At 40.5% G+C, this 25,546-nt stretch carries 18 protein-coding genes and 1 other RNA gene; 7 read left to right on the plus strand and 12 right to left on the minus strand.

The window, feature by feature from the left end:
* Positions 1-2 precede the first annotated feature (2 nt).
* The 3 genes from BLQ57_RS08745 to BLQ57_RS08755 are packed head-to-tail and all read right to left on the minus strand — an operon-like array spanning position 3 to position 2,380.
* Entirely contained in the window at positions 3-1,301 is a 1,299-nt protein-coding gene (locus BLQ57_RS08745) for a D-alanyl-D-alanine carboxypeptidase (RefSeq protein ID WP_087939470.1), read from the minus strand.
* On the minus strand, positions 1,302-1,682 hold the full coding sequence (locus BLQ57_RS08750; protein ID WP_087939471.1) for a DUF423 domain-containing protein: 381 nt from the start codon (positions 1,680-1,682) through the stop codon (positions 1,302-1,304).
* A gap of 23 nt (positions 1,683-1,705) precedes the next feature.
* On the minus strand, positions 1,706-2,380 hold the full coding sequence (locus tag BLQ57_RS08755) for a YggS family pyridoxal phosphate-dependent enzyme (RefSeq protein ID WP_087939472.1): 675 nt from the start codon (positions 2,378-2,380) through the stop codon (positions 1,706-1,708).
* Positions 2,381-2,598: 218 nt separating this feature from the next.
* Between BLQ57_RS08755 and BLQ57_RS08760 the strand changes: the two genes are divergently transcribed.
* Positions 2,599-2,991 (plus strand): DUF302 domain-containing protein, encoded by a 393-nt coding sequence (locus tag BLQ57_RS08760; RefSeq protein WP_087939473.1) that lies wholly within the window; start codon positions 2,599-2,601, stop codon positions 2,989-2,991.
* Positions 2,992-3,066: 75 nt separating this feature from the next.
* Here BLQ57_RS08760 and ald read toward each other — a convergent pair whose 3' ends face one another.
* Positions 3,067-4,185 carry an alanine dehydrogenase gene (ald, locus tag BLQ57_RS08765; protein WP_087939474.1) on the minus strand — a complete coding sequence of 373 codons (1,119 nt, stop codon included), beginning with the start codon at positions 4,183-4,185 and terminating at the stop codon, positions 3,067-3,069.
* 429 nt (positions 4,186-4,614) lie between these two features.
* Between ald and BLQ57_RS08770 the strand changes: the two genes are divergently transcribed.
* Positions 4,615-7,029, plus strand: coding sequence for an alpha-ketoacid dehydrogenase subunit alpha/beta (locus BLQ57_RS08770; RefSeq protein ID WP_087939475.1), 2,415 nt, complete (start codon positions 4,615-4,617; stop codon positions 7,027-7,029).
* Positions 7,030-7,065: 36 nt separating this feature from the next.
* Here BLQ57_RS08770 and BLQ57_RS08775 read toward each other — a convergent pair whose 3' ends face one another.
* Positions 7,066-7,737 carry a hypothetical protein gene (locus BLQ57_RS08775; RefSeq protein WP_087939476.1) on the minus strand — a complete coding sequence of 224 codons (672 nt, stop codon included), beginning with the start codon at positions 7,735-7,737 and terminating at the stop codon, positions 7,066-7,068.
* Between the two features lie 65 nt (positions 7,738-7,802).
* On the opposite strand from BLQ57_RS08775, the gene BLQ57_RS08780 reads away from it, so the two are divergent.
* On the plus strand, positions 7,803-8,798 hold the full coding sequence (locus BLQ57_RS08780) for an acyl-CoA synthetase family protein (RefSeq protein WP_087939477.1): 996 nt from the start codon (positions 7,803-7,805) through the stop codon (positions 8,796-8,798).
* 189 nt (positions 8,799-8,987) lie between these two features.
* Here BLQ57_RS08780 and BLQ57_RS08785 read toward each other — a convergent pair whose 3' ends face one another.
* Positions 8,988-10,145, minus strand: coding sequence for a sigma-54-dependent transcriptional regulator (locus BLQ57_RS08785; protein ID WP_087939478.1), 1,158 nt, complete (start codon positions 10,143-10,145; stop codon positions 8,988-8,990).
* Between the two features lie 16 nt (positions 10,146-10,161).
* An RNA gene (rnpB, locus tag BLQ57_RS08790) (RNase P RNA component class A) lies at positions 10,162-10,584 on the minus strand.
* A 208-nt stretch (positions 10,585-10,792) separates the two neighbouring features.
* Here rnpB and BLQ57_RS08795 point away from each other — a divergent pair.
* Positions 10,793-13,216 carry a TonB-dependent receptor gene (locus BLQ57_RS08795; RefSeq protein ID WP_087939479.1) on the plus strand — a complete coding sequence of 808 codons (2,424 nt, stop codon included), beginning with the start codon at positions 10,793-10,795 and terminating at the stop codon, positions 13,214-13,216.
* Positions 13,217-13,455: 239 nt separating this feature from the next.
* Positions 13,456-14,019 carry a DUF3109 family protein gene (locus BLQ57_RS08800; RefSeq protein ID WP_087939480.1) on the plus strand — a complete coding sequence of 188 codons (564 nt, stop codon included), beginning with the start codon at positions 13,456-13,458 and terminating at the stop codon, positions 14,017-14,019.
* Positions 14,020-14,116: 97 nt separating this feature from the next.
* Here BLQ57_RS08800 and BLQ57_RS08805 read toward each other — a convergent pair whose 3' ends face one another.
* A complete protein-coding gene (locus BLQ57_RS08805; protein WP_087939481.1) occupies positions 14,117-15,262 on the minus strand; it encodes an acyltransferase family protein in 1,146 nt (381 codons plus the stop codon).
* A gap of 109 nt (positions 15,263-15,371) precedes the next feature.
* On the opposite strand from BLQ57_RS08805, the gene BLQ57_RS08810 reads away from it, so the two are divergent.
* Together BLQ57_RS08810 and BLQ57_RS08815 are read left to right on the plus strand one after the other, a co-directional pair.
* Positions 15,372-16,253, plus strand: a complete 882-nt coding sequence (locus BLQ57_RS08810; protein WP_087939508.1) for a PPK2 family polyphosphate kinase — start codon at positions 15,372-15,374, stop codon at positions 16,251-16,253.
* Between the two features lie 27 nt (positions 16,254-16,280).
* On the plus strand, positions 16,281-18,818 hold the full coding sequence (locus BLQ57_RS08815; RefSeq protein ID WP_087939482.1) for a family 20 glycosylhydrolase: 2,538 nt from the start codon (positions 16,281-16,283) through the stop codon (positions 18,816-18,818).
* Between the two features lie 53 nt (positions 18,819-18,871).
* On the opposite strand, the gene BLQ57_RS08820 is transcribed toward BLQ57_RS08815, so the two are convergent.
* Genes BLQ57_RS08820 through BLQ57_RS08835 form a run of 4 tightly spaced genes read right to left on the minus strand, consistent with a single transcriptional unit; the run spans position 18,872 to position 25,522 of the window.
* Positions 18,872-19,612, minus strand: coding sequence for a sugar isomerase domain-containing protein (locus BLQ57_RS08820; RefSeq protein ID WP_087939483.1), 741 nt, complete (start codon positions 19,610-19,612; stop codon positions 18,872-18,874).
* Position 19,613: 1 nt separating this feature from the next.
* Positions 19,614-21,725: a c-type cytochrome domain-containing protein gene (locus tag BLQ57_RS08825; RefSeq protein ID WP_175444657.1), complete on the minus strand. Its 2,112-nt coding sequence runs from the start codon at positions 21,723-21,725 to the stop codon at positions 19,614-19,616.
* An 18-nt stretch (positions 21,726-21,743) separates the two neighbouring features.
* The gene (locus BLQ57_RS08830) at positions 21,744-23,198 is read right to left on the minus strand and encodes a DUF1501 domain-containing protein (RefSeq protein WP_087939509.1); all 1,455 of its coding nucleotides are present in this window, start codon (positions 23,196-23,198) and stop codon (positions 21,744-21,746) included.
* A gap of 2 nt (positions 23,199-23,200) precedes the next feature.
* Positions 23,201-25,522, minus strand: coding sequence for a PSD1 and planctomycete cytochrome C domain-containing protein (locus tag BLQ57_RS08835; RefSeq protein ID WP_087939485.1), 2,322 nt, complete (start codon positions 25,520-25,522; stop codon positions 23,201-23,203).
* Positions 25,523-25,546: the final 24 nt, after the last annotated feature.

Genomic DNA, 25,546 nt, shown 5'->3' on the forward strand with positions numbered 1-25,546 from the left:
AATCAAAAATTATCTCGAATAATTAAAAATACTTTCTCCATTTCTCTCCTAATTTCGGAGGCTTTGTGGGGATAATTCGAATTCATAAAGGCAAAACAATAGGTTTTGCCTTTATTGGTTTTGATGAGGCCCACTAGGCTATGATTATTGCTCATGGTACCAGTTTTTGCAAAAATATAAGGCTGTTTTGCCTGATAATTTGATTTGATGGTACCAGAAACTCCTCCTGTTGGGAGGATTTCATAAAGTTGCTTATCGGGTAGGATACGGTAGATTTTTTCGAAAAGAGCTACCATTGCTCTCGGAGTAAAGAGATTATACCTACTCAGCCCACTCCCATCTACCCAAATAGGTTGGTCAGGGAGATCAGAGAGGTAGGTTTTTAGGACAAATTCAATAGCCCTTTCTATGTCGATTTCTTCAAAAATTCGATCCGAAACCATGTACATTAGCTGCTCCGCTAGAAAATTATCGCTTTCTAGCATCATTTCTTTGAGGATAGGAAAGAGCGGGGCAGCTCTCCATAGTTGGTGGTTTTTAGGGAGTGAGTCAGGGCGATAAATCCAAGTAGTACCTGTCTCGAGAGCGGCTAATTGGATAAATATTTCTGGGGAGGTGATGAAAGGAATAAAGTCTTCTCTTGCTCTGTATTTCTTGGGATTGAAATAAAATGTATTGGTGTGGAAATCCCTCTCTAAATCTTTGATATCCCGAGTAGAAGATTGGATCGACTTTTGAAAATAGGAGGGGGAGACCACCGGAGGATTTCTGGATTGCTCAGCTTTTAAGAGATTGCCATAGATAGGTAATGAAGATCGCTCTGCCGAGAAATAATACAAATAATCATCCCATTGCCAACCACTTCCAAATGCGCTTGACTTTAAATTGGCATCAGAAAACTGAACTACTTTTGCGGATTGGAAAAAGCCTTTGAAATCAGGCTGATAAAGGTCTAAATACTTCCAACTAGGGTCTCCAGTACCCCAAATTTTCAAGGTATCTCCAGATCGGGTATATCTTAAAGTTTGGGTGCTATCATTAAGAATGGCTACACTAGAAAATAAAGTGAATAGTTTTGTAGTGGATGCAGGAGTAAATCTCAAATGAGAGTTTTTTTCAAAAAGCACACGCTGAGAATCCAAGTCATATAACATAAAGCCTGTCAGGTGACCACCAAAAAAACCATTATCGCTCAAGACTGACTCCAATTTGAGGTATTGTTCTCTATTAATTTGGGCAGAGGTAAATTCGAGGCTAAAAAAGAGAAATATAACTAGAGGAATCAATATTCTTTTTTTCATCTACCGTCTTTTAACCGTCCAGAAAATCCCTATCCATCCAAAAATAAATGCAACTCCACCAAGTGGGGTAATGGCACCTAGCCACGTGATTCCCGAGATGGAGAGTAAATAAAGTGAGCCTGAAAAAATCACTATGCCGATAATAAAATTAATGGCAGAAAAAGACATACCTCTTTGATAACTAGGCTTTGTTTGGGCTAGAATGCCGACTAGAAGCAAAGCAAGAGAATGATAAAAATGATATTTTACTGCCGTTTCGAAAGTATCAAGTCGTCCATTTTGAGTCAATAGTTCATTGAGTCCATGGGCGCCAAAGGCCCCAACTCCTACGGCTATTGCACCAAGGATGGCGGCTATTTGTAAGATATGTTTTGCATTCATTTCTTTTAGTTTAAAGAGTGTATTTAATTGTAATTTCTAGCTCCAAAAATAGAGGAGCCTATCCTCACCATGGTGCTACCTTCCTGTTGTGCGATCAGGTAGTCACTACTCATTCCCATGGAGAGTTCTTTCATTTTGACAAATTCGGGTAGATTTTCTGATTTGAGCTTTTCAAAAAGTTGCTTTAATCCTTTAAATTCTTTCCGGATTTGACCTTCGTTTTCGGTAAAAGTAGCCATGCCCATGAGTCCTATGACATTTACATGACTTAGCTCCCTGAAATCAGCAGAAGCTAACATCTCATTAAGCTCAGCTTGGTCAAAACCAAATTTGCTTTCTTCCTCTGCGATGTGAATTTGTAGTAAAACTGAAATTTGGCGATCGACCTTTTTTCCTTGTTTATCGATTTCTTTTAATAGTTTAAAAGAATCCACGCTATGAATTAAATGCACAAAGGGAGCAATGTATTTCACTTTGTTTCGCTGCAAATGCCCGATCATATGCCATCGAGTATCATCAGGCATATCTGGCTGTTTAGCCTGTATTTCTTGTACTTTGTTTTCTCCGAAATCCCTTACCCCTGCTTCATAAGCTTCGCGCAGATCTTCGATGGGCTTGGTTTTACTTACCGCTACCAATAGACATTCAGAGTCAAAGAATGTGGCCTTAATATCTTCTAGGTTTTTTGCTATGGACATGATCAAAATTCTTGGTCTATTCGGACGTAAAGATAAAGTCTCTTAGTTGACTTATCGAATAGTAAACAATTAATACACTCTCCGTACGTGAAATTTTATTAGTGAAGGTACGAATAATATCGATTCTCTTGGATTTGATGGGTCAGGGAAAGTGATAATACTCACAGATTGGGTCAATAGAATTTCGTATCTTAAAAATTAAATCAAAAACTAGCACTATGACCTACTATCAGCATAAAATTATCAAAAATAAATCGATAAGTGAGGTAAGAACCGAGGTAGAAAGCGCTTTGAAAAATGAAGGTTTTGGTATTCTCACAGAAATAGACATTCAAGCAACTATGAAAAAGAAGCTTGGAAAAGATTACGCGCCTTATTTGATTTTGGGAGCATGCAACCCTGTATTTGCGGATCAGGTGCTGGAAGCAGAGCCACATATCGGTACTTTACTTCCTTGCAATGTCACGATCAGAGAAGTTGGTACAGGAGAGTATGAAGTAGCTATCATGGACCCAGCGGCTGCAATGTCCGCGGTAAATAATCCAAAAATTGAAACTTTGGCCGGTGAGGTAAGAGAAAAATTGATTCGGGTTTTAGAAAGTGTTGAATAAGATTATTTCTAAGAATTGCATAAAAAAAGGCTGATTACTTAGTTAATCAGCCTTTTCGTTAGTTTTATTTTGCTGTTAATCAGCGATGTATTTTTCTACAGGAACATATGACAGGTCAAAAGCCTCAGCTACGGCTTTATAAACGATCTCTCCATTAATCACGTTTAATCCCGGTACCAATTCTGGGTTTTCCTGAGCTGCTTTTTTCCATCCCTTGTCCGCCAATTGGATAGCGTAGGGTAGTGTAGCGTTGGTAAGTGCAAGTGTAGAGGTGTAAGGAACCGCTCCTGGCATATTGGCTACACAATAATGTACCACGTCATCAATGATGAAGGTTGGGTTCTCATGAGTGGTAGGTTTACAAGTTTCAATACATCCTCCTTGATCTACAGCCACATCAACCAATACCGTACCTGGCTTCATCTCTTTTAGCATGTCTCTAGTGATCAGATGAGGTGCTTTGGCTCCAGGAATTAATACGGCACCGATAATTAGGTCGGCAGACTTGATCATTTCTCGAATATTGTATTCGTTGGACATCATGGTGTTTACATTGGCGGGCATGACATCGTCAAGGTATCTCATGCGTTGAAGGGATACGTCCATGATGATCACGTCTGCGCCTAGTCCTGCAGCCATCCAAGCTGCTTGGGTTCCTACTATTCCACCTCCAAGTATCAAAACCTTTGCCGGTAGTACGCCCGGTACTCCTCCGAGTAAAATACCTCTACCTTTCAAAGGCTTTTCTAGATAATTAGCTCCTTTCTGAACGGACATTCGGCCAGCTACTTCTGACATAGGAACCAAAAGTGGTAAGCTTCGGTCCGCTTTTTCTACTGTTTCATAGGCTAGACAAACAGACTTGCTCTCTACCATAGCTTTGGTCAAGGGCTCATAGGAAGCAAAATGAAAATAAGTGAACAACAACTGACCTTCTTTGATGAGTTTGTATTCAGGTTCGATTGGCTCTTTCACCTTCATGATCATCTCAGCGATTTCGTAGGTCGCCTCGATCGTAGGCAAAATCTGAGCACCTGCATTTTCGTAAGCTTCATCACTGAATCCGCTACCTTCACCTGCGGTGTGCTGTACATAGACGGAGTGTCCTCTCTTTACTAGTTCTTTAGCACCAGCGGGAGTTAGAGCAACTCGGTTTTCGTTATTCTTTATTTCTTTTGGAACACCTATAATCATGGCTTGTCTATTTGGATTTATATTTCGTCGGCAAAGATACTAAGGAGGCGCATTCAGAAAAGCACAAAAACGAATAGAATTTGGTCTGATTTTGAATATTATTTTTTTTCAAAAGTTTATTCTAAAAATAAAGCTGTAGATGTATATTATTTCAAAATTTAAATTTTAAGCATTAATAATTTCGAAAATTTATTTTTGTTCAAATGCAAAATATCCAAATAAAACCCTTGTAAGAAAATAGAATAATTTTAAGCTTTTTGAACATGTGTCGGAATAAAATTTTACTTTAACCTGATATGAATCAAAAATTCAGAATAATTGTTTGAAAAATATCGATTGACAGATTTGTATAGAAAAAGGATTTGGTTATTTTTGAATAACGCTATTGATTTAGCAAAACCCAAATTAACCAGAGATTAATAAATACCTATGGCAGAATTAAAATCTTTATCCAAAAACCGAAAAGGAGTAGTCCCTAGTCACGAAGAGGTAATCAAAGATTATCGTCTTGCAATGATTAGCAGGCACGCCTCTCTTATGGGGCGCAAAGAAGTCTTTATGGGAAAGGCTAAATTCGGAATTTTTGGAGATGGGAAAGAGTTAGCTCAATTGGCTATGGCCAGAGCTTTTCAATTAGGTGATTTCCGATCCGGATATTATCGCGATCAGACCTTTATGTTGGCCTTAGGTGAATTGACAGTTCAGCAGTATTTTGCTCAGCTATATGCTCATACTGATGTAGATGCAGATCCTGCAAGTGCAGGAAGATTGATGAATGGTCATTTTGCCACAAGATCATTGAATGAAGACGGTAGCTGGAAGTCATTGACTAAAAGCTACAATTCTGCAGCAGATATTTCCCCCACAGCGGCCCAGATGCCTAAGTTGTTGGGGCTTGCTTATGCATCCAAAGTCTACAGGGAAAATAAGGGGCTTAAAAACTCAAAAGATTTTTCCATTAATGGAAATGAGGTCGCATGGGGTACCATAGGCAATGCATCTACTTCCGAAGGGATCTTTTTTGAGTCTATCAATGCAGCCGGAGTTTTGCAAGTTCCCATGGTAATTTCGGTTTGGGATGACGCTTACGGCATTTCAGTTCCTAATCAATACCATACTACCAAAGGTAATATTTCCGAAGCATTAGCTGGTTTTGAGCGGAATGAAGAGAAAGCAGGATTTGAAATTATAAAGGTGAAAGGTTGGGATTATGAAGGGCTCCTTGAGGCTTTCTCCAGAGCGGGTCAAGTCGCCAGAGAATCGCATATTCCAGTGCTTATTCATGTAGATGAAATGACTCAGCCACAGGGGCATTCTACCTCAGGATCTCATGAGCGATACAAATCTGCAGAAAGATTAGAATGGGAAAAGGAATGGGATTGTAATATCAAGTTCAGAGAATATATACTAGAGAATAAAATCGCCACAGCAGACCAACTGGAAGAAATAGAAGCAGAGGCTAAGGCATTGGTGAAAAAGGAAAAGGAAGCCGCTTGGTCTGCCTTTAGTGGAGCCATAAAAAAAGAACTTGCCGAGGCAGTCACATTAATTAAAGATGCAGCAAAAGAAAGTAGTAGAAAGGTAATTCTATTGCAGATGGCAGATGAGCTTGCCAAGACTATCAATCCGATTAGAAAAGACGTCATTTCTACCGTTCGGAAGGTTTTGTTAAATCTTCGTTTTGATCAAAGTGCTGCAAAAGATGAGCTTAAATCTTGGTATGAAGAGCAAATGAAGCTCAATTATGATCGCTACAATAGTCACTTGTATTCAGAGACTGCGTGGTCGGCTTTGAAAGTAGACGAAATTAAGCCTGTTTTCGATGAAAATGCACCGGCAGTGGATGGAAGAGAGGTATTACAAGCTTTCTTTGATTATCAATTAGAGCATGATCCTCGCTTTTTCGCTTTCGGAGAAGATGTTGGTAAAATCGGTGATGTGAATCAGGCCTTTGCTGGTTTGCAGGCTAAACATGGAGAGATCCGTGTGACTGATACCGGAATCAGAGAGGCGACAATCATTGGTCAAGGAATCGGTGCTTCACTCAGAGGCTTGAGACCGGTCGCGGAGATTCAATACTTAGATTATTTACTTTATGGCATACAGATGCTCTCTGATGATGTAGCTTCCCTTCAGTACCGAACCAAAGGTGGACAGAAAGCTCCTATGATAGTGAGAACAAGAGGTCATCGGCTGGAAGGCGTATGGCATGCCGGTTCACCCATGGGAATGATTCTGTCTTCCCTTCGAGGTATGATTATAGGTGTGCCAAGAGATATGACTCAGGCTGCAGGTATGTATAATACTATTCTGAAAGCGGATGAACCCGCAATGATAATAGAATGCTTGAATGGTTACAGATTGAAAGAAAAGCTCCCTTCTAATATTGGAGAATATACTGTGCCAGTGGGTGTTCCCGAAATTCTTAAAGAAGGAAAGGACCTCACTTTAGTTACTTATGGATCTATGTGTCGTATCGTGATGGATGCGGCAAAGGAATTGAGTGAGATAGGTATTGATATCGAGGTGATAGATGTGCAAACCTTACTACCATTTGACATCACTGGTATCATTGGAGAGTCTATCAAAAAGACCAACCGTGTGATTTTCGCGGATGAAGATGTGCCTGGAGGAGCTTCTGCATTTATGCTTCAGCAAGCGGTGGAAGGACAGGGAGTTTTCCAGTATTTGGATTCCGAGCCACAGACCTTGCCAGCTAAAGCACATCGGCCTGCTTATTCCTCTGATGGTGATTATTTTTCAAAACCAAGTGTGGAAGACGTAGTAGAAAAAGTCTATCAAATGATGCATGAGGTAAATCCTAAAAAATTCCCTCAGATTTAAAGAAAAAGGCAGCTTCTATAATGAAGCTGCCTTTTTTTATTCTTTCGTGATTTGCCTGAGTGTCACTTCGGAACTTGAGATCTCGTTGCTTCTGTTTAGTTGTCGATCTTGGATTTGTACATCTACCCGAATTGTATCAGTTCTGAAGATAGACTGCCAGCCTGAGGAAAGCATGGCGTATTTAATATTACCTTCTACCGATTGACCTTCTTCGGTGGTCAGAATTCTCGGAAATCTCCCATTGAAGGTGGTGAAAAAAGGTGGATCTTCCCATCTAAACTCAGAGAACTGACCGTTTCTTTTGATGAAAAATTTAACAAATATATTATACTGATTGGGGTTTTGTACCACCCATACCGTGTCTCTCACTACTTGATTATTGATAATAGGATTAATTACCCAATCTATAGGGTTGTACCTAGGCGCTTCAGGAGGACGGCTACCAAAAGTGATCAAATTGCCTGTGGCATCTCTTTGGTAGTTTAGCGCATTAAAGGGAGGAAAAACATCCGTCGCAGATAGGCCCAAATCTCCCTCTGCATCTTTAAAATTAAAGCCAAAAATTAAGGAGTCAGGACCGGCTGTAGGGACAAATTCAAGGGATTCGAATTCGATCTCTGGAATAGACGGGAAATTTTCAGGCGGATTAACACAAGAAGCCATTAATAAAAAGGAGAAGAATATTCCCAAATAACTTTTCAAACGCATAGGGCGAGTTAAATTTACAACCGAGTAAAAAGCAACCCGATATTTAGGATGCAAAATATAAAACGATGAATGATTTTAAAAGTTTTTCAAGGGAAGTAGATGATTTGACCGAGAAGGGGTTTGAAAAGCTTGCTTTGGAGCTGTTTTATTTTCAAGCAAAGGAAAATAAGGTCTATAACTCCTATTTGGCTGCTCGTAATATTGATTTTAAATCTGTATGTTGCCTTGAAGATATTCCTTTTTTACCAATTCGATTTTTTAAGGATTTCTCTGTAGTCTGTGGTAATGTATCGGATTTCACCTCATACTATTCCTCATCAGGTACTACTGGTATGATCACGAGTAAGCATTATACTTGGTCAGAACAATGGTATTTGCAGCATAGCCAAAGACTTTTTGAAAGAGCGTATGGGTCCCTTAAAGAATATCATATACTGGCACTGCTTCCTTCATATCTGGAAAGGCAGGGGAGTAGCCTAGTCAGTATGGCAAATCATTTTATTCGAGAAAGTCAATCGACTCACTCAGGATTTTACCTTTACAATCAAAAGGATTTGGTGGAAAAAATAAGCCAATTAAATGGAGACAGCCGAAAAATTTTATTGCTTGGAGTCACTTTTGCACTTTTGGATTTAGCAGAATCGGGGTTGGTTTTTCCAGGGATAGAAAAATTGATCGTAATGGAAACCGGGGGAATGAAAGGCAGAAGGAAGAAGATGATTCGCGAAGAAGTACACGATCTACTGAAAAGTTATTTTAAAGTGTCTTCGATTCATTCAGAATATGGAATGACAGAAATGATGTCCCAAGCGTATTCTAAAGGGGAAGGGAAATTTCAGTTGCCGACGTCTATTCGAGTTTTGCTCCGGGATGTAAATGATCCTTTATCTTGGAGTCAGCGTAGTCAGGGTGGAATAAATATCATTGACCTTGGTAACTTTCATTCTTGTGCATTTTTAGAGACACAAGATTTGGGAAGGATTGACGACTCAGGGATGTTGGAAGTCCTAGGTCGGTTTGATCATTCTGAAATTAGGGGCTGTAACTTATTGGTGCAGTAATTGCTAGATTAAATTAAATTAAACATATTTGAACCACACTAGATTTTAACCCTATGAAACGTTTTGCCACTTTAGCTTTATTGATCGGGATTTTAGCTCTTGGTGCTTGTGCGTCAAGCAAGCCTTGTCCGGCCTATGCCAAAGCTCCTGCAGCTGAAAGAATTAATAGTTAAAAAAAATGCTGACCAATTAATAGTCAGCATATTTTTTAATGTCTTCTAGGCAAATTGTAGGTTCTCCTAAAATCACAAGCCGCTCGACTACGTTTCGCAATTCACGGATATTGCCTGTCCATGGAAACTCCTGAAGTTTAGCTATAGCTTCTTTGCTGATTTTCTTTTTTGCTTCTCCGCTTTCTTGTGCGATGTCATCTAGAAACTTATCTACCAAAAGCGGAATATCACTTTTCCTATCCTTCAAGGCAGGAACTTGGATCAATATGACGCTGAGTCGATGGTAAAGATCCTCTCTGAATCGTCCCTCTTCTATTTCTTTTTTAAGGTCTTTGTTTGTCGCGGCTAAAACCCGAACATCTACTTTGATATCCTTGTCACTTCCCACTCTATTGATTAGGTTTTCTTGTAGTGCTCTGAGGACTTTAGATTGTGCAGAAAGAGACATATCGCCAATTTCATCAAGGAAAAGAGTACCTGCTTGGGCTTGTTCAAATTTCCCCGCTCGCTGTTTGTGGGCGGAAGTAAACGCCCCTTTTTCATGACCAAACAGTTCGGACTCTATCAGTTCGGATGGAATAGCTGCGCAATTAACCGCTACAAAAGGCTGTGCGCTTCGGTTACTCTTCTGATGTACCCAGTGGGCAACCAGTTCTTTTCCAGTTCCATTAGGACCGGTTATCAAAACTCTAGCCTCTGTAGGTGCCACTTTCTCTATGGTCTCTTTTACCAGCTTGATAGGGTCAGACTCACCTACCATATCCAGTTTTTTGGAAAGCTTCTTTTTCAGAACTTTAGTTTCTGTCACTAGATTTTTTTTCTCCAGTGCATTTCTTACCGTGAGTAGTAGACGGTTCAGGTCAGGAGGCTTAGGGATAAAGTCAAATGCGCCTTTTTTGGTAGCCTCTACAGCCGTCTCAATACTGCCGTGAGCAGAAATCATGATAAATTGCGGAGATTTTTCAAGGGATTTTGCTTTGTCCAACACTTCAATGCCATCCATTTTCGGCATTTTAACGTCACATAGGACTAAATCAAACTCTTCCTCTTGAAGTTTAGCCAATCCCTCTTCGCCATCTTTGGCTTCGGAGACTTGGTATTTTTCGTATTCTAAAATTTCTCTAAGTGTGGCTCGGATGACTTTTTCATCATCAATGATCAGAATCTTTGACATAAGGCTAAATTAAAATAAAAAGTGCAAGTCTGTAAGCCGGGTTCTGTTTCCTTTTAAGGAATCTTGTCATTTATCTAGCCCCAATTTCACAATTGGGGTCTATCGGTCTACCCACCTCGGAATCTACTCCGAATCCGATAAATCGGACCGTATGCAGAATCGAACGAGCAGCTCTTTGCCCGAGGTCTATTTGACCTTTCAACCCATAAGGTTTACCATGCGTCCTATGTCACCATAGAACCGGTGGGCTCTTACTCCACCTTTTCACCCTTATCCCGATAGCTATCGGGACGGTATATTTTCTGTGGCACTATCTGTAAACTGACCGTCACCAGTCAGCCCCCTTCCCGTTAGGAAGTATGGCGCTCTCTGTTGCCCGGACTTTCCTCTTTTCCAAACCAAATACTTGGTCTAGAACAGCGACAAGCCGACTTGCACGTTGCAATTTACGGCAAAATATCCGAACTGGTTTTTAAACTTTTGATTGGTGGTAGATCGGATGTCCTTTTTCCCATTTGTTTAGGGATAAGTAAAGGTTGTTTTATCTATAAGTTTTTCATTTTATTGCTCCTTTCTATTTGGATTAATTTTAAATAGAGTCTATGTTTGCATCTAATTATAATTAATCTAAATAAATAGATTTTAAAATGAAACGGTTTTACCCCTTGTTTATTCTGCTGTTATTAATTCAGATTACAGGTACATTTGCTATTGATAAAAAATCCAAAGATAATTTTCTTTCTGTTCAGGGTCTAGTTCTGGATGTAGAGGGTAGTCCTGTCTCTTATGCCAACGTATTTGTCAAGAATACGGTGAAGGGGACATTGAGTAATGCGGAAGGAGTATTTCAGATTTTTGACTTAGAGGAAGGGAATTATGAGCTTCAAATTTCAGCAGTAGGATATAAGACCATATCGACTGCTGTAAGTCTTAAGAAGGGAGAATTCATTGATTTAGGTTCACTGATGATGGAGATAGGGGTAGAGATGCCTGAATTTTCTATCATAGCCAATAAAGACAGGATTTTTAGCCAGGTTCCAGGTGCGGTCAACTATCTAGATCGAAAAGAAATTCAATCACTGAAGCCACTCTCAGGAAACGAGGTATTTAGAAGAGTGAGCGGTTTGAATGTGGTCGATGAAGAAGGTTTGGGAATGCGAGTCAATATTGGAATAAGGGGCTTAAATCCTGATCGCAGTAGAAGTGTTCTGATGCTGGAGGACGGAGTACCTGTGGCTTTAGCTCCTTATGGAGAGCCTGAGATGTATTATAGCCCTGCTATAGACAGAATGGCAGGGATAGAGATTTTGAAAGGATCTGGACAAATTTTATATGGACCTCAAACCATAGGTGGTGTTATCAATTATATCACCCCAAATGCTCCCGAAAATGAAGAAGGCTCTATTTCTCTTCAAGGTGGTCAGGGTGGATTTTTCTCTGGATTGATCAATTATGGAAATACACTAGGTAGTACTGGTTTTCAAGTGAATCTTCTTCGTAAATCTGCCGAAAATGTCGGCCCTACTCAATTTGGAATCACAGACTTTAACTCAAAAGTTCTATTCAAACTGAATGATCGAAGTGAATTAGGTGCGAAAATCGGTATTTATGACGAGGAGTCTAATTCGACCTATATAGGACTAAATCAAGTAATGTACGATCAGGGTGGGCAGGATTTTGAAAGGCTTGCTCCAGACGATCGATTGAATGTTTCAAGGTATTCTTTGAGTTTAAGCCATCTTTATAGATTTCAGCCAAATATCAAATTAAGGACCATTGCTTATGGTTATACCACGACTAGAAACTGGAACCGTCAAGATTTTAGTATAAACTCCACCAATACACCTCCGTCCAACTGGACTGGAGTGCTCTGGGGGGATGAAAGTATACCCGGTGGGGCTATATTTATGCGTGATGGTACAGGTCAGCGTAATAGACAATTTGAGGTTTTAGGTATAGAGCCTAGATTAGAACTTGATCATGAGTTGTTCGGCGCAGTTAGTGAGTTGAAGGCAGGAATACGATTATTGGCAGAAAATGCAAAGGAGCAAAGGGTAAACGGCACCAAGGCAGGAGTTAAAAGTGGTGATCTAATCGAGGATGAACTGCGGACAGGTAGAGCATTTAGTGCCTATTTTCAAAACGAAACCAAGGTTTCTGATGCGCTTACCTTGCATGGAGGACTTAGGTTGGAAAGCTTTAATTACAAGAGAAATATTTACCGGAGAAATTTTTCTGGCATTGGGGTGAGAGACACAACCTTAGTTGCGGAAAATAGCGTTCAAGAAATCATCCCTGGAGTAGGATTTACCTTTAAACCATCTCCAGTAATTACAGTATTTGGGGGGATTCACAAAGGTTTTGCTCCTCCTCGAACCAAAGACGCCATCACATCCACAGGAGATGCATTGGATTTGGAGGCCGAAAGAAGCTGGAACTATGAGCTGGGGCTAAGGACCGAATTAGCTCATTGGTTATATCTAGAATCCACAGCATTCTTGCTTGACTTTTCCAATCAAATCATCCCTGTAGCCGAATCTGCTGGGGGCTTAGGGTTTGGAGTAGTCAATGCGGGAGCTACAAGGCATCAAGGTTTGGAGAATTCTATAATTGTAGATTTTGCCAAGGTATTTGGATTAGAAAAATGGGCCTTAGATTATGATGTTCAAGTTACCTATGTTGACGCTTATTTTTCAGAAGATCGATTTAAAGGAGATATAAATATTAACGGAAATAAAACCCCTTACGCTCCCGAGTGGATCATCAATTCTACACTTTCTGTCAAAAATGAAAAAGGCTGGTCTGGAAAATTGACATATAATTATGTCGGTGATCAATTTGGTGATGAAACAAATCAAATCCTCCCCTCAGTAAATGGAAGAATTGGTCAAATCCCATCCTATTTCACTTTCGATGCAGTTTTGGGCTACGAATTGATGGAAAAGAACCTCAGTTTTAATGTGGCTGTTAAAAACCTAACCGATCAGCGATACATCTCTACAAGAAGGCCTCAAGGCATAAGAGTGGGACTACCTAGGTTTATCACAGCAGGGATGAATTTTAATTTTTAAAAAAAAAGTAAGGTTTTTATTCATTTGCTTCAAACCTTTTTCACAAACCCATGTTAGTTATATCAAAGGCTAAATATAGCTTTTCTTCATAGTGCTGGGTTGAGCCGCTCCTTCAGGGAGCGGTTCTTTTTTTTTCCCATTTTTAAGAATAAAGGTTATCTAAATCCTCTTAAATTGGTAATTCAAGGTTAGTCTTTTTTAGGAACTGATTTGATTATCTTTGGGAAAATTTAGAGCATATGATATTGGTAGGAAATGCGGTACTCTCTGATGATATAAAGGAAAATTTTTTCGTCTGCGATCTGGAAGCTTGTAAAGGTGCTTGCTGTGTAGAAGGAGATGCTGGGGCCCCTTTGGAAGATGAGGAAACCGAAATCATCGAAAGGATTTATCCTATAGTAAAGGATTACATCACGGAAGAGGGGAGAAAAGTAATAGAAAGTCAGGGAACTTGGGTATTCGATAAAGATGGAGACAAAGGAACACCTACTATCGGAGATAATAGGGAGTGTGCTTATGCTTTATATGACGAAAGAGGCATATTAAAGTGTGGCATAGAGCAGGCGTACTTAGATGGGAAAATTGACTTTAAAAAGCCGATTTCTTGTCATATGTATCCGATCCGAGTGACCAAATACGAAGAGTTTGATGCCTTGAATTATGACCGCTGGCACATATGCGATCCGGCTTGTCAATTGGGCAAAAGCCTTCAAGTGCCTCTTTACCGATTTTTAAAAGACGCCCTTGTGAGAAAATACGGAGAGGCCTGGTATGAAGAACTGCTTCAAGAAATAGAATCATAAAAATTGCCCTCTTACTACAAGAGGGCAATTTTATTGTACTCGATAGGAAGTTTTATACTTGACCCCGTCATCTATTAATTGACGACTTTTTTGAGCTTTAAACCTTAATATATATTTTTTTCTTGTCCATGATGTATCCTACCAGCCAAATCAAAAGCATGTAAAAGATTGCAAATAAGAAAGATGCATTTTTTGGGCTTAACCAGCTGGTGAACAAATTACTATAGATCATACCTTTTAATGAACTTTCTCCAACAGGAATCATGTAGAAAATAGAAATAAGAACCCCAGAAAGCACATAGAGAATTAATGGATTTCTTCCAAAAGCTTGAAAGAAATACGTCCATTTAGTCATCTTTTTTATCTCTATCAGCCCTACAAGCCCAGACAGAAGAATCAAGTCCCAACCTACGGTTAGTAAGACATATGGACTGGTCCATATTTTTTTATTGATTGGAAAGACGGCGTCCCAAAGGTAGCTTCCTGCAATCAGTACAACTCCAGTAACTAGGAGCAACCTTACAGTAGCCATAGTATTTCCCATTTTTTGGATTAGACGACCTACAATGAATCCTGCCAAAACATTGACGATCGAAGTAAGCGTACTCAGGATGCCTTCCGGGTCAAAGGGAATCCCTTCTCCGGTGTACATTCGCTCTTCTCCAATCATCCATAGATCCAGTTTAATTGCTGCATTGCCTGTCAGACTATACGGATCAGCACTATCACCAAAAAAGTACATGATCGGCCAATAGATAAAAAGAGCTACTCCAGAGAAAATCCATCCCCACTTAACACCTCCCCAATATAAAATCAAGGCTGCGAAGAAATAGGCGAGTGCAATTCGCTGCAAGACACCGAACAGCCTTACCTCAGACAAATCGATGAATTGGACTTGACCTGCTTCATTGTAGTCAAAAAATGGAAATGCGTTAAGCAACCAGCCAATGATGAAAATCAGAAAAGTTCGCTTGATTACTTTCCTGTAAAATTGTGCTTTGGGCATTTCCTGAAGACGTTTCATGGCAAAGCTCATCGCGTTTCCTACCACAAAGAGGAAAGTAGGGAAAACCAAATCAGTAGGGGTGAATCCATGCCAGTCTGCATGTGCGAGTGGTCCATAAAGATGACTCCAATTACCCGGTGTATTGACGATGATCATGAAAGCAATCGTCATCCCTCGGAGCACATCAAGGGCTAGGTACCGGCCTCCAAGGCCAGATTTAATAGGAATTTCTGTCATTTTGGGTGATGGGTTGGTGGAAATTGATAATAGGTACTTTGAGCCTGAAGATAAAATATTATCTTGTTTTTACTTTTATGAACGTCTGAAAACCTTTCAATTTCTCAAAATGAAAAATATTCCAATAGAACAATTTCAAGCAAAGAATAAAGTTTCACTCAGTGAAATACCCACCCAATTAGATGAGGAGCTTTCTAAAAAAGAGAAAAAATCTATTCTAAATGACTATCGGGAACTACTCAGTGAGCATCAAGATATCATGTATGCCCATGCAAAATACGGTGTGCTAATCTGTCTTCAGGGAATGGACACTGCTGGAAAGGACAGCTTAATCCGAGAAGTTTTTAAAGAATTAAATGCGCGGGGTGTGGTGGTGCATAGTTTTAAAACACCCACTAGCTTGGAATTAAAGCATGATTACCTTTGGAGGCATTACATCGCTTTACCTGCAAGGGGGAAATATTCGGTATTTAACAGAACTCACTACGAAAATGTCTTAGTCACCCGGGTGCATCCTTATTATATCTTAAATGAAAATATCCCAGGCATAGAGTCGGTGGAGGATATTACCGAAGAATTTTGGGAAAGGCGATATGAACAAATAAGAAACTTTGAAAAACACATCGCTGAAAACGGGACGGTTATCTTTAAATTTTACCTTCATCTAAGTAAGGAAGAACAGCGTCAGAGATTGTTGAGAAGACTAGAAAAGAAGCAGCATAATTGGAAGTTTTCCCCCGGGGATTTAAAAGAACGGGCGCTTTGGGATAAGTATCTTCAGTACTATGAGGAAGCTATTAACGAAACCTCCTTGCCTCATGCACCTTGGTATATCATTCCTTCAGACGATAAAAAAATAGCTCGGCTACTCGTAGCAAAAATTATCTATGAAACTATGGCTAAAATCGATGGTATAAAAGAGCCTGAACTGGATGAGAAAGTGTTGGCAGATATTGAAAAGTATAGAGATATGTTAGCAAAAGAGCATTAATTCTAACGGCTTAAGGTGTCCAAGTCCATGAGAGTAATTGTACTATTTACAGTCATTTTTCTGCTTTTTTCTTGTAATCCCTCAGAGGATCTTCAAGCGGGAGAATTAAGTGTCGAGTGGAAACTACTTGAAAATGAGTTAACCCCAAGGTCCTCCCATAAAGCTGCTTTCATTCTCCGAAATCATACCATGAAAGAAATAGAGGAGGGGTGGAAGCTGTATTTCAATACTATTTTTGTTTCCGTATCACCTGAAGTTTCTGACGATAGATTTCAAATTCGACATTTGGCTGGAGACTTCTTCGTCCTTGAAGGAAGAGGTCAAAAAACTCCTATGATAAGGGAAGGAGAGAAGCTGGAAGTGACTTATGCATCTAACAATCCATTTCTTAAAAATAGTCATGCCCCTGAAGGTTTGATTTTTCAAGAGAGGGACGGTACTTTCCAGGAGGTATCTAGCTATGAAAAGTCAGCATTGGAGCTCAAGGAATTAATTGCAGTATTTGGCTCCACGGAAGTCTTTATTCCGACAGCAGAAGCTATTTATGAGATGAATGAGGAGGTTTTTTTATTGGATAAAGAGCATGTCCCTCCTTTTTTGCCTATTCCTAAATCATGGGAATACCTCGGAGAGCCTCTGCTAATCAAAAATGCAGGAATAGGTGTCTTGGGAGACAAAGCTTTCGAGAAGGCTGCAAAAATGGTAACCAAGCAAATTCAGCTGGGGTATAAACCAGAAAATGACCGAAGTATAAAGCCTCTTCAGATTCGGATTGCGAAAAAAGAAGGAATACCCTCAGAAGGATATCATCTGGAAATCCGAGATCGAAGAGTTTTAATTCTTGCTTCAGATGAAAGAGGAGCATTTTATGGTGTTCAAAGTTTTTTAGCATTGCTACCCCCCGGATTTTGGGAACAGCCTTCTAATGAGATTTTGCTTCCTCAAATTGAAATAGATGATGCTCCTGATTTTGGATATCGTGGGTTATTTCTGGATGTAGCCAGAAATTTTATTCCGAAAGAATCTATTTTTAAGATTTTAGACCTGATGTCATTTTATAAATTGAATACTTTTCATTTCAATCTAGCCAATGATGAAGGCTGGAGAATTGAAATTAAAGGACTTTCAGAACTAACCGATTTTGGATCAAAAAGAGGTTTTTCGATCGATGAGTCCACCATGCTTTGGCCTTTTTATGGTTCGGGAGCAGCGACTAACAATGGACTTGGTTCTGGATTTTATTCTGTTGCCGATTTCCAAGAGATTTTACGGTATGCAGATGAGCGAATGATCGAGGTGATACCGGAAATTGGTGTTCCGGCTCATTCCCGAGCAGCAATCCGAGCCATGGAGAAGCGCTACCAACACTGGATAGGCAAAGGCAATGAGGAGGAGGCTAATCGATATCGTTTGGCAGATCCTCAAGATAGCTCAACTTATCTTTCTGCTCAGAATTTCAGGGACAATACTATTGCTGTATGCCGAGAAAGTGTATATGACTTTTATGAAAAAGTAGTCAGTGAAATCAAGAGTATCTATGATGAAGCTGGAGTTCCTTTGAAAACTTGGCATACTGGAGGAGATGAGATCCCTAGTGGAGTATGGGAATCTTCGCCTCTTTGCGATAGTTTTTTGGTTGATCAGTCGCATTCCTCTCAGCATAGCTTGGAGAAGTATTTTAGATTGAGGGTTTCGGAGATCTTAGCCAAATATGGACTGAATACAGCTGGATGGGAGGAAATAGGTTTAGAAGAGGAGGAGGGTGAAGTTGTACCTGTGAAGAAATATGCTACAAAGGGATGGAGTTTGTATGCTTGGAATGCCGTCCCTGGTTGGGGAAGTGAAGATCGGGCTTATAAATTAGCAAATGCAGGCTATCCAGTGGTAATCAGCTCCAGTGCCAATTTCTATTTTGATTTGGCCTATAATTGGGACCCGAGAGAGCCCGGTCATACCTGGTCAGGTGTGGCTGATATGTATCAGGCTTGGAAAGCTGTGCCGCATAAAATGTATCTTTCCCATGATCAGACGATTGATGGGAAGACTTGGCCTTGGGAAGAGAAACAAATTGATTTTGAAAAGCTAACAGAGCAAGGAAAAAAGAATATTCTGGGTGTCCAGGGGCAGCTTTGGACAGAGACCATTCGGTCAGTAGAAATGGTAGAATATTATCTATTTCCCAAAATGTTGGGACTGGTGGAGCGAGCTTGGAATGGTGATCCAGAATGGTCAGAGGCTGCGGAAGTGAAAGATATGCTTAAGAAAAGGGGCCAAGAATGGAATATTTTTAGCAATGTAGTTGGTCAAAATGAGTTGCCTCGTTTAGCTACTATTTTTGGTGGAGTAAATGCAAGAGTTCCTGCACCGGGATTAAAAAAAATTGCACAAGAGATATGGGCAAATGTAGAAAACCCGGGACTGGAAATCCGCTGGACCGATGATGGGACTGTCCCATCTTACAAATCCAAACTGTACACAGAGCCACTTTCTTATCGGCCAGGTTTACGTTTTCGTGCATTTAACAAAAAAGGCAAAGGTGGGCATGTCTCCATGATGGAGGAGTAGTACTTTTAGTGTTGGGTAAATAAAGAAGAAGCCAAAAGAAAACTTTACTCTCTCTAAAGCCCCTTAACAAGGGGGTGGTATTTGCGAAGTAAATCAAGGTTATGTTTCTCACCCTGATCTGAATTAGAGCTAGAAAAAATCTCAGGCTGCTTCTTATTTTGCAAAAGGTATTCTGCCGCTTGTACCATAATCGACTGCAAGAGAGCTGCACCGATGACAGTAGAGGTAGGGCCCATGTTGAGGTTTTGGCCTTCTAGAGCGATGCATGCATCACCTATTTCCCCAAAATTATCCAGATACAAGTCCGATATTTCAAAAAGTTTTTGGCCGGATGAATGTCTTGATATTACGGACTGACTATGTTTTAGATTAGTGATAGAGATGACTTTAGCACCTCGATCTTTTGCTTCCAGTGCCATCTCGATACTTACTGTATTTCTTCCGCTATTTGAAGCAATGAGAAAAACATCGTTTTTCTGAATCGCCACATCTTTAAAAAGTTTAGAGGCGAGATTTTCTTGTCGCTCTATCGAGGAGCTTTCGGAAGCACTCTGATGAAGCATCAAAGGCTCGTGGAAAATCGGACGAATTCTTGCAAATCCACCTGCTCGGTAAAATATTTCTTCTGCTAAAAGATGAGAATGTCCGGTGCCAGAAGTGTAAATCCACCCTTCTGAGATTAGACAATCTGCAATCCAAGTAGCTGCTTTTTTTATTTTATCTTCCTGAGCAAAAGCAGCCTTTAGGCGAATTTCAATTTCTTGATAGTATCTCAAATAAGCGGCTACTTTCATTTCAGTTCAGTAAAATTTCATCTACAAAAACCCATCCAGGAGCCCCTGCACCTGGGTGCCATCCTGGTAGTGATTTAATGGGATAAAGTTTGATTCGAATTTTTTGTGGAGAGTTTTCCTTCAAGGAGTAAGTCAATAATTCCGACCTTATTTCAAGGATTTGGGTAGATTGGATTGGCTTTTCACTAACTAATTTTTTCCAAACCCCATTTTCAAAAATGTCAATTTCTACGCGTTCTGGAGGGAAAATGTAGGCGCTCTCATGGTAGAGGAGAGAAATACCGATGCTTTCAAACCCTTTGGATTCATCTAAGTCTATTTCGATGGAAGCTGGTCCTGAGGTATAACCTAGCCATTCTCCTGAGGTATGATTATTTTTTCCTTTAACGCGGTCAAACAGCGTGGTCGCTCCACTTCCTTTATAATTTGGACTTGGGGAAGTTAGTAATCTGTACCCTAGTGGAGAACTACCTGATTTCATAAAAACAGCGGAATTGGCAGGAGACGAGATCCAGCCTTTTGAATAGGCCTTTGCCAGTATTTTTCCAGAAGATTTTACCCATATGGGCTTTTGATAAAGGCTTCCCGCTAAACTATCGGGCATTGTCCCATCTAGGGGATAATAGACTTCTACATTTTTAATGGGATGGCTAAGCGTGATTTCCAAGCTATCTTCAAACAAGGTTTTGTCCTGTTTAATTTGAGGTGGATTTAGGGGGTAAATGACGGCAGTATCGTCAAATCCAAAATCGATGTTGACCTGAGGGAGTGAACTTTGAAGTAGGTTTTGCTGATCCTGATTGATTCCCGATTGCCATAAATACAAATTTTGAAGGTTTTCAAGACCTTGTAGTGCTTTAATGGAACCTTCGCTCAATTTCACGCCTGCCAGAGAAAGTGACGTTAAAGACTGAATTTTCCCAATTTGAAGAATTTGAGATTCTTCTAGATCTGTGAAATTGAGTCTTAATGTGCTGAGGTTTTTAAAGTTTTGGAGAAAGCCCAGATCAAGACCTTTCAAGGGCATTTTATCCAAATTGAGTTGAATCATTTGATCTTGGATTATCCGAAGATCCTCCAATGAACTGGGCTCAAAAGCAGAAATCCCAAAATAAGAAACGATCAAGGCAGGAGATTCCGGGTAGAGGGGCTCCACTCTCCGGTAATGATTGTTTAAGCTACTGATTACTGATTGATCAGCAAATTCAAAGTCATAGCTTGTGGAAGGCTCAAACCTCTGAGATACAAGCTCAAAAAGGGGTTCGTCAGAGGGTAATTCTACGAGTTTTTGATCCAAGCTTCCACCTGATTTCACCCATTCGGTTAAAATTTCAATTTCTTCGTCTGTTAGTTGTGTTTTTTCTTTGGGAGGCATATGCTCTTTTTCTTCCAAAGGAAGATGAATACGCTGCGTGAGAAGAGATTTTTCGGTGTTTCCAGCGAGGATAAACGGCCCAGTTTTTCCACCTTTTCTAATTCCATCTAAGTGGTCCAGTCTCAAGTCCCCCTTTGTTTTTCCCTCTTTGTGGCAGCTTAAGCATTTGGATTGGAGAATGGGCTGAACAACATCTCTAAAGACTTCGGCATCTGCTAAGGAAGGTTGAGATTGAGTTTCCTTGAGGATGGGGGCCAATAAAAAATCCTCCCCATGAGTGAGCGATGCACCCCAGTGACCTGCAAGCAGAATCACCAGAGTCAAAGTTAAGGTGCCTATTTTATACAGACTTCTAGATAGATTAGAAATAAAGTAGAGGCCTGTGGAAATTAAAAAAACTGCCCATCCCGACCATTTATGAAGATCAAGAGTATCGCCACTGTAGTCTTCCTGTGAAAGAATTAATCCTGCCAAGACGGCTATTCCTGCAAAATTGAGCCCAAAAAGCCAAACATAGTCTAATAGTTCCTTAATGGGAGATGTGTTTTCATTTTTGGGAATAAAAGAAAGCACCACTGCCATCAACAAAAGAACGATAGGAAAATGAAGAATCATGGGATGTAATCTTCCCATCACTTGCAGCCATTCGGGAAGTACTATTTGATTTTCTGCCAAAGTGAAAATAAGCCCAAAACCTAACCAGACAAAAACTAGGTTTTCTAAAAATGCTTTACTCAAAAAGTTTTTGAACATAGTCTATGCAATAAGATCTTGGATGACCTTGCCCGAAACATCTGTCAATCGATATCTTCTTCCGAGGTGTTTATAGGTTAGCCGCTCATGGTCAATTCCTAGGAGATTCATGACAGTGGCCTGAAAATCATGAACGTGTACAGGGTTTTCGACAATATTGTAGCCAAATTCATCCGTCTCGCCATAGACCATCCCAGACTTGACCCCACCACCAGCCATCCAAATAGAAAAGGCTCTCGGATGATGATCTCTACCGTAGTTGTTTTCCTGTATTTTACCTTGGCAATAATTGGTACGGCCAAACTCTCCTCCCCAAATCACCAAAGTTTCGTCTAGGAGTCCACGCTGTTTTAGATCGGTGATTAAAGCTGCAGATGCTTGATCTACATCTTTTGCTTGCATAGCCATTTGGCTGGGTAGATTATCGTGCTGGTCCCAACCCTGATGGTAAAGCTGCACAAATCTCACCCCACTTTCACTTAATTTTCTAGCCAGTAAACAATTAGCTGCGTAAGTCCCCGGCACAAGACAATCAGGGCCATAAAGCTTGATGATAGAATCGGGTTCTTTGGATACATCTGTAATTTCCGGCACTGCTGTTTGCATTCGAAAAGCCATTTCATATTGCTGGACTTTTGCTGTAATACTGGGGTCATTGAATTCGCGGTATTGTAAGTCATTCATGGACGCGATCTGATCCAGCATCTTTCTTCTTTCATCCCTGCTTAGGCTTTTGGGATCCTTAAGGTATAGCACAGGATCTTCTGAACTTGAAAATTGAACGCCCTGATGGGTAGCATCCAAAAAGCCGTTGCTCCAAAGTTTGGAATAGACACCTTGTCCATTGCCTTTGCCTCTGCTCAAAAGAACACAGAAAGCGGGGAGATTATTATTTTCACTTCCCAATCCATAACTTAACCATGACCCAAAACTAGGACGGTTACCTACCTGAGCCCCGGTCTGGAAAAAGGTCAATGCGGGGTCATGATTGATCGCTTCTGTATGCATGGATTTGACTATACAGATATCATCGACAATACTTGCTGTGTGCGGAAAAATAGATGAAATCCATGCCCTGCTTTCTCCGTATTGTTCGAAATCAAAAAAAGACCCAACTAAAGGAAATTTGTCCTGACCAGAAGTCATTCCTGTCAATCGCTGTCCCATGCGAATGGATTCTGGAAGGTCCATTCCATAACTTGATTTAAGCAGAGGCTTGTAATCAAAAGATTCTAGCTGACTGGGTGCTCCATTTTGAAATAGATAGATTACCCGTTTTGCTTTAGGAGCAAAATGCGGCAGAGCAGCCATGATGGCCTCTTCCGAGTTATTTTTACCACTGAATAGATCAGGTATTAGCAGTGACCCTAGGGCCGCACTCCCTAAGCCCAAACTAAGTTTGGAAAGAAACTTTCTTCGATTGAGGTTTAGCCCTTGCTCCAGTAGTTCTTTTTCCATTTTCATATCTTAGTTATGGTTTCTTCTAAATTGTAGAGGCTGACAATGACCTGCATCAAAGCCGCGACTTGGGGTTTTAGATCTTGCTCTCTAAGTGGGTACTCTCCGATGTTTAGGGTAGGAAATATTTCCTCAGGATTATCGGTAAAACGATCCAACTGATCTTGATAATAGCTCGAGATCAATTGTTTTTCCTCGGAGCTCATGCTACGACAAAGGATTCTTTTAAAGGCCTGATCTAAAGCTTCTTCAACTGTTTGCTCTTTATCAAAAACCTGAGCAGCCATCACTCTCGACGCTTCTAAAATCATCGGGTCGTTCATCATTACAAGTGCCTGTAGAGGAGTGTTGGTTCTCCCCCTACTTAGTTCGCAACGGTCCCGATTACTTGAATCAAAAATGATCGCTTTGGGAGGGGGAACTGTCAGTTTGATGAAATTGTAAAGCCCTCTTCGATAGAGGTCCTTACCATTGTCTTGAATGTAGGTAGCTAGCTCCCCTCTTCCCGATGAGGCAGATTCCCATATTCCAGCTGGCTGATAAGGTTTCACACTCGGACCGCCTATCTCATGATGAAGAAGACCGCTACTAGCTAAAATTAAATCCTGAATATGCTCTGCCGTCAGTCTTAAGCGAGGAGCTCTTGCCAAATAAAGATTGTCAGGGTCTTTTTCTAGATGTTCTTTAGTGATTTTGGCAGATTGTTGGTAGGTGGCAGAGCTCAGGATTAGCTTTAGCAAGCGCTTGATATCCCATCCATTTTCCATAAAGTCTACGGCCAGCCAATCTAGTAATTCAGGGTGAGTGGGTAAATCTCCCTGCATCCCAAAATCTCCTGCTGACTTGACGATTCCCATCCCAAAAATTTCCTGCCAGATTAAGTTGACAAATACTCTAGCGGTGAGGGGATTATCTGGATGCGTGGTCCAATTGGCAAGCCCTAGTCGGTTTTTTTCAAATTCCTCTGGAAATTCAAAAATAGAAGCAGGAGTGGATGGGCTTACTTTTTCTGCAGGAGAGTCATACATGCCCCTGTCAAGGATATAAGTGGTTCGGCTTTCGGATTTATCTAATTCTCCCATTACCGACACCGACAGGCTAGTGGTATCCTTGTGGTTTATAAACTGTAAAAGTTCATCTGTATCCTTTTGATCAATCCAAAGTATCGGAGTTTTTGCAGGTTTTGAGATGCTTACATCTCCTTCATATCCTTTTTCAGGGCTGTTGTTGAAAAAGGCGTAAAGCTCAAAATACTCTTTTTGGGAAAAGGGATCGTACTTATGATCATGGCATTGTGCGCACTCCATGGTGATGCCAAGGACTCCTTTGCTAAAGGTGTTTGTCTTGTCCAATACATATTCTACGCGGTATTCTTCATCAATGACTCCACCCTCCTCGGTGTATTTGTGGTTTCTATTGAAGGCAGTGGCTAGAATCTGTTCTTTATTTGCGTCGGGTAAAAGGTCACCTGCCAATTGCCAAGTGAGAAATTGGTCGTAGGGGAGATTTTGATTAAAAGCATGAATGACCCAATCTCGATAGGGCCACTGGGATCGAATATTATCATCTTGGTATCCGTAGCTGTCTGCATACCGAGAAATATCCATCCATAGTACAGCTAGTTTCTCTCCGTAACTATCCTGTTCCAGAAGGTAGTCCAAGTATTGCTCATAGCCTATTTCACCATTAAACTCATCTAAACGACCCAATATCTCCGGACTAGGGGGGAGGCCGATCAAGTCCAAGCTTGCTCTCTTTATGAGTTCATGTGGCTTTGCCTTGGGATTGGGTGAGAGTCCCTGTTGCTTAAGTGCTTGCTCTATGAAAATATCAATCGGGTTTTTTGCCCATTCTGACTGGATATCTGGTACGTTTTTTTGAGGTTTTACAAAAGCCCAGTGAGGTTCATACTTGGCACCTTGCGCTATCCATTTTTTAATCAAATTTATTTCCAGATCAGAGAGCGTGAGGTTAGAATTGGGAGGTGGCATTTGCTCGCTGGGATCCTCACTGATGATCCTGTGATACAGCTCGGAATTGTTTGGTTCACCGGATACGATGGCGAATTTTCCAGGGCTTTCTTCTAGCGCTTGATAGGCAGATTCCGCTTGATCGAGTCTGAGGTTACTTTCTCTTTTGTTTGCATCAGGCCCATGACATGCAAAGCATTTATCAGAAAGGATAGGACGTATGTGAAAGTTATAGCTTATCTGCTCACTTTCAATTAAGATATCTGGTTCATTGTTTTTTTCTTTCTCACAAGAAGAAAAGATGCAGACCGCAATAAAAAGTACAATAGAAGACAGCTTTACCCTATTTTTCATCAGAGACAACCTAAATGACAGGCA

It is taken from the genome of Algoriphagus faecimaris (assembly GCF_900101705.1).
Taxonomy (GTDB): domain Bacteria; phylum Bacteroidota; class Bacteroidia; order Cytophagales; family Cyclobacteriaceae; genus Algoriphagus; species Algoriphagus faecimaris.

Coding starts and splice junctions, on each gene's coding strand:
- BLQ57_RS08745 (WP_087939470.1), bottom strand. CDS start 1,301: ATGAAAAAAAGAATATTGATTCCTCTAGTTATATTTCTCTTTTTTAGC.
- BLQ57_RS08750 (WP_087939471.1), bottom strand. CDS start 1,682: ATGAATGCAAAACATATCTTACAAATAGCCGCCATCCTTGGTGCAATA.
- BLQ57_RS08755 (WP_087939472.1), bottom strand. CDS start 2,380: ATGTCCATAGCAAAAAACCTAGAAGATATTAAGGCCACATTCTTTGAC.
- BLQ57_RS08760 (WP_087939473.1), top strand. CDS start 2,599: ATGACCTACTATCAGCATAAAATTATCAAAAATAAATCGATAAGTGAG.
- ald (WP_087939474.1), bottom strand. CDS start 4,185: ATGATTATAGGTGTTCCAAAAGAAATAAAGAATAACGAAAACCGAGTT.
- BLQ57_RS08770 (WP_087939475.1), top strand. CDS start 4,615: ATGGCAGAATTAAAATCTTTATCCAAAAACCGAAAAGGAGTAGTCCCT.
- BLQ57_RS08775 (WP_087939476.1), bottom strand. CDS start 7,737: ATGCGTTTGAAAAGTTATTTGGGAATATTCTTCTCCTTTTTATTAATG.
- BLQ57_RS08780 (WP_087939477.1), top strand. CDS start 7,803: ATGAATGATTTTAAAAGTTTTTCAAGGGAAGTAGATGATTTGACCGAG.
- BLQ57_RS08785 (WP_087939478.1), bottom strand. CDS start 10,145: ATGTCAAAGATTCTGATCATTGATGATGAAAAAGTCATCCGAGCCACA.
- BLQ57_RS08795 (WP_087939479.1), top strand. CDS start 10,793: ATGAAACGGTTTTACCCCTTGTTTATTCTGCTGTTATTAATTCAGATT.
- BLQ57_RS08800 (WP_087939480.1), top strand. CDS start 13,456: ATGATATTGGTAGGAAATGCGGTACTCTCTGATGATATAAAGGAAAAT.
- BLQ57_RS08805 (WP_087939481.1), bottom strand. CDS start 15,262: ATGACAGAAATTCCTATTAAATCTGGCCTTGGAGGCCGGTACCTAGCC.
- BLQ57_RS08810 (WP_087939508.1), top strand. CDS start 15,372: ATGAAAAATATTCCAATAGAACAATTTCAAGCAAAGAATAAAGTTTCA.
- BLQ57_RS08815 (WP_087939482.1), top strand. CDS start 16,281: ATGAGAGTAATTGTACTATTTACAGTCATTTTTCTGCTTTTTTCTTGT.
- BLQ57_RS08820 (WP_087939483.1), bottom strand. CDS start 19,612: ATGAAAGTAGCCGCTTATTTGAGATACTATCAAGAAATTGAAATTCGC.
- BLQ57_RS08830 (WP_087939509.1), bottom strand. CDS start 23,198: ATGGAAAAAGAACTACTGGAGCAAGGGCTAAACCTCAATCGAAGAAAG.
- BLQ57_RS08835 (WP_087939485.1), bottom strand. CDS start 25,522: ATGAAAAATAGGGTAAAGCTGTCTTCTATTGTACTTTTTATTGCGGTC.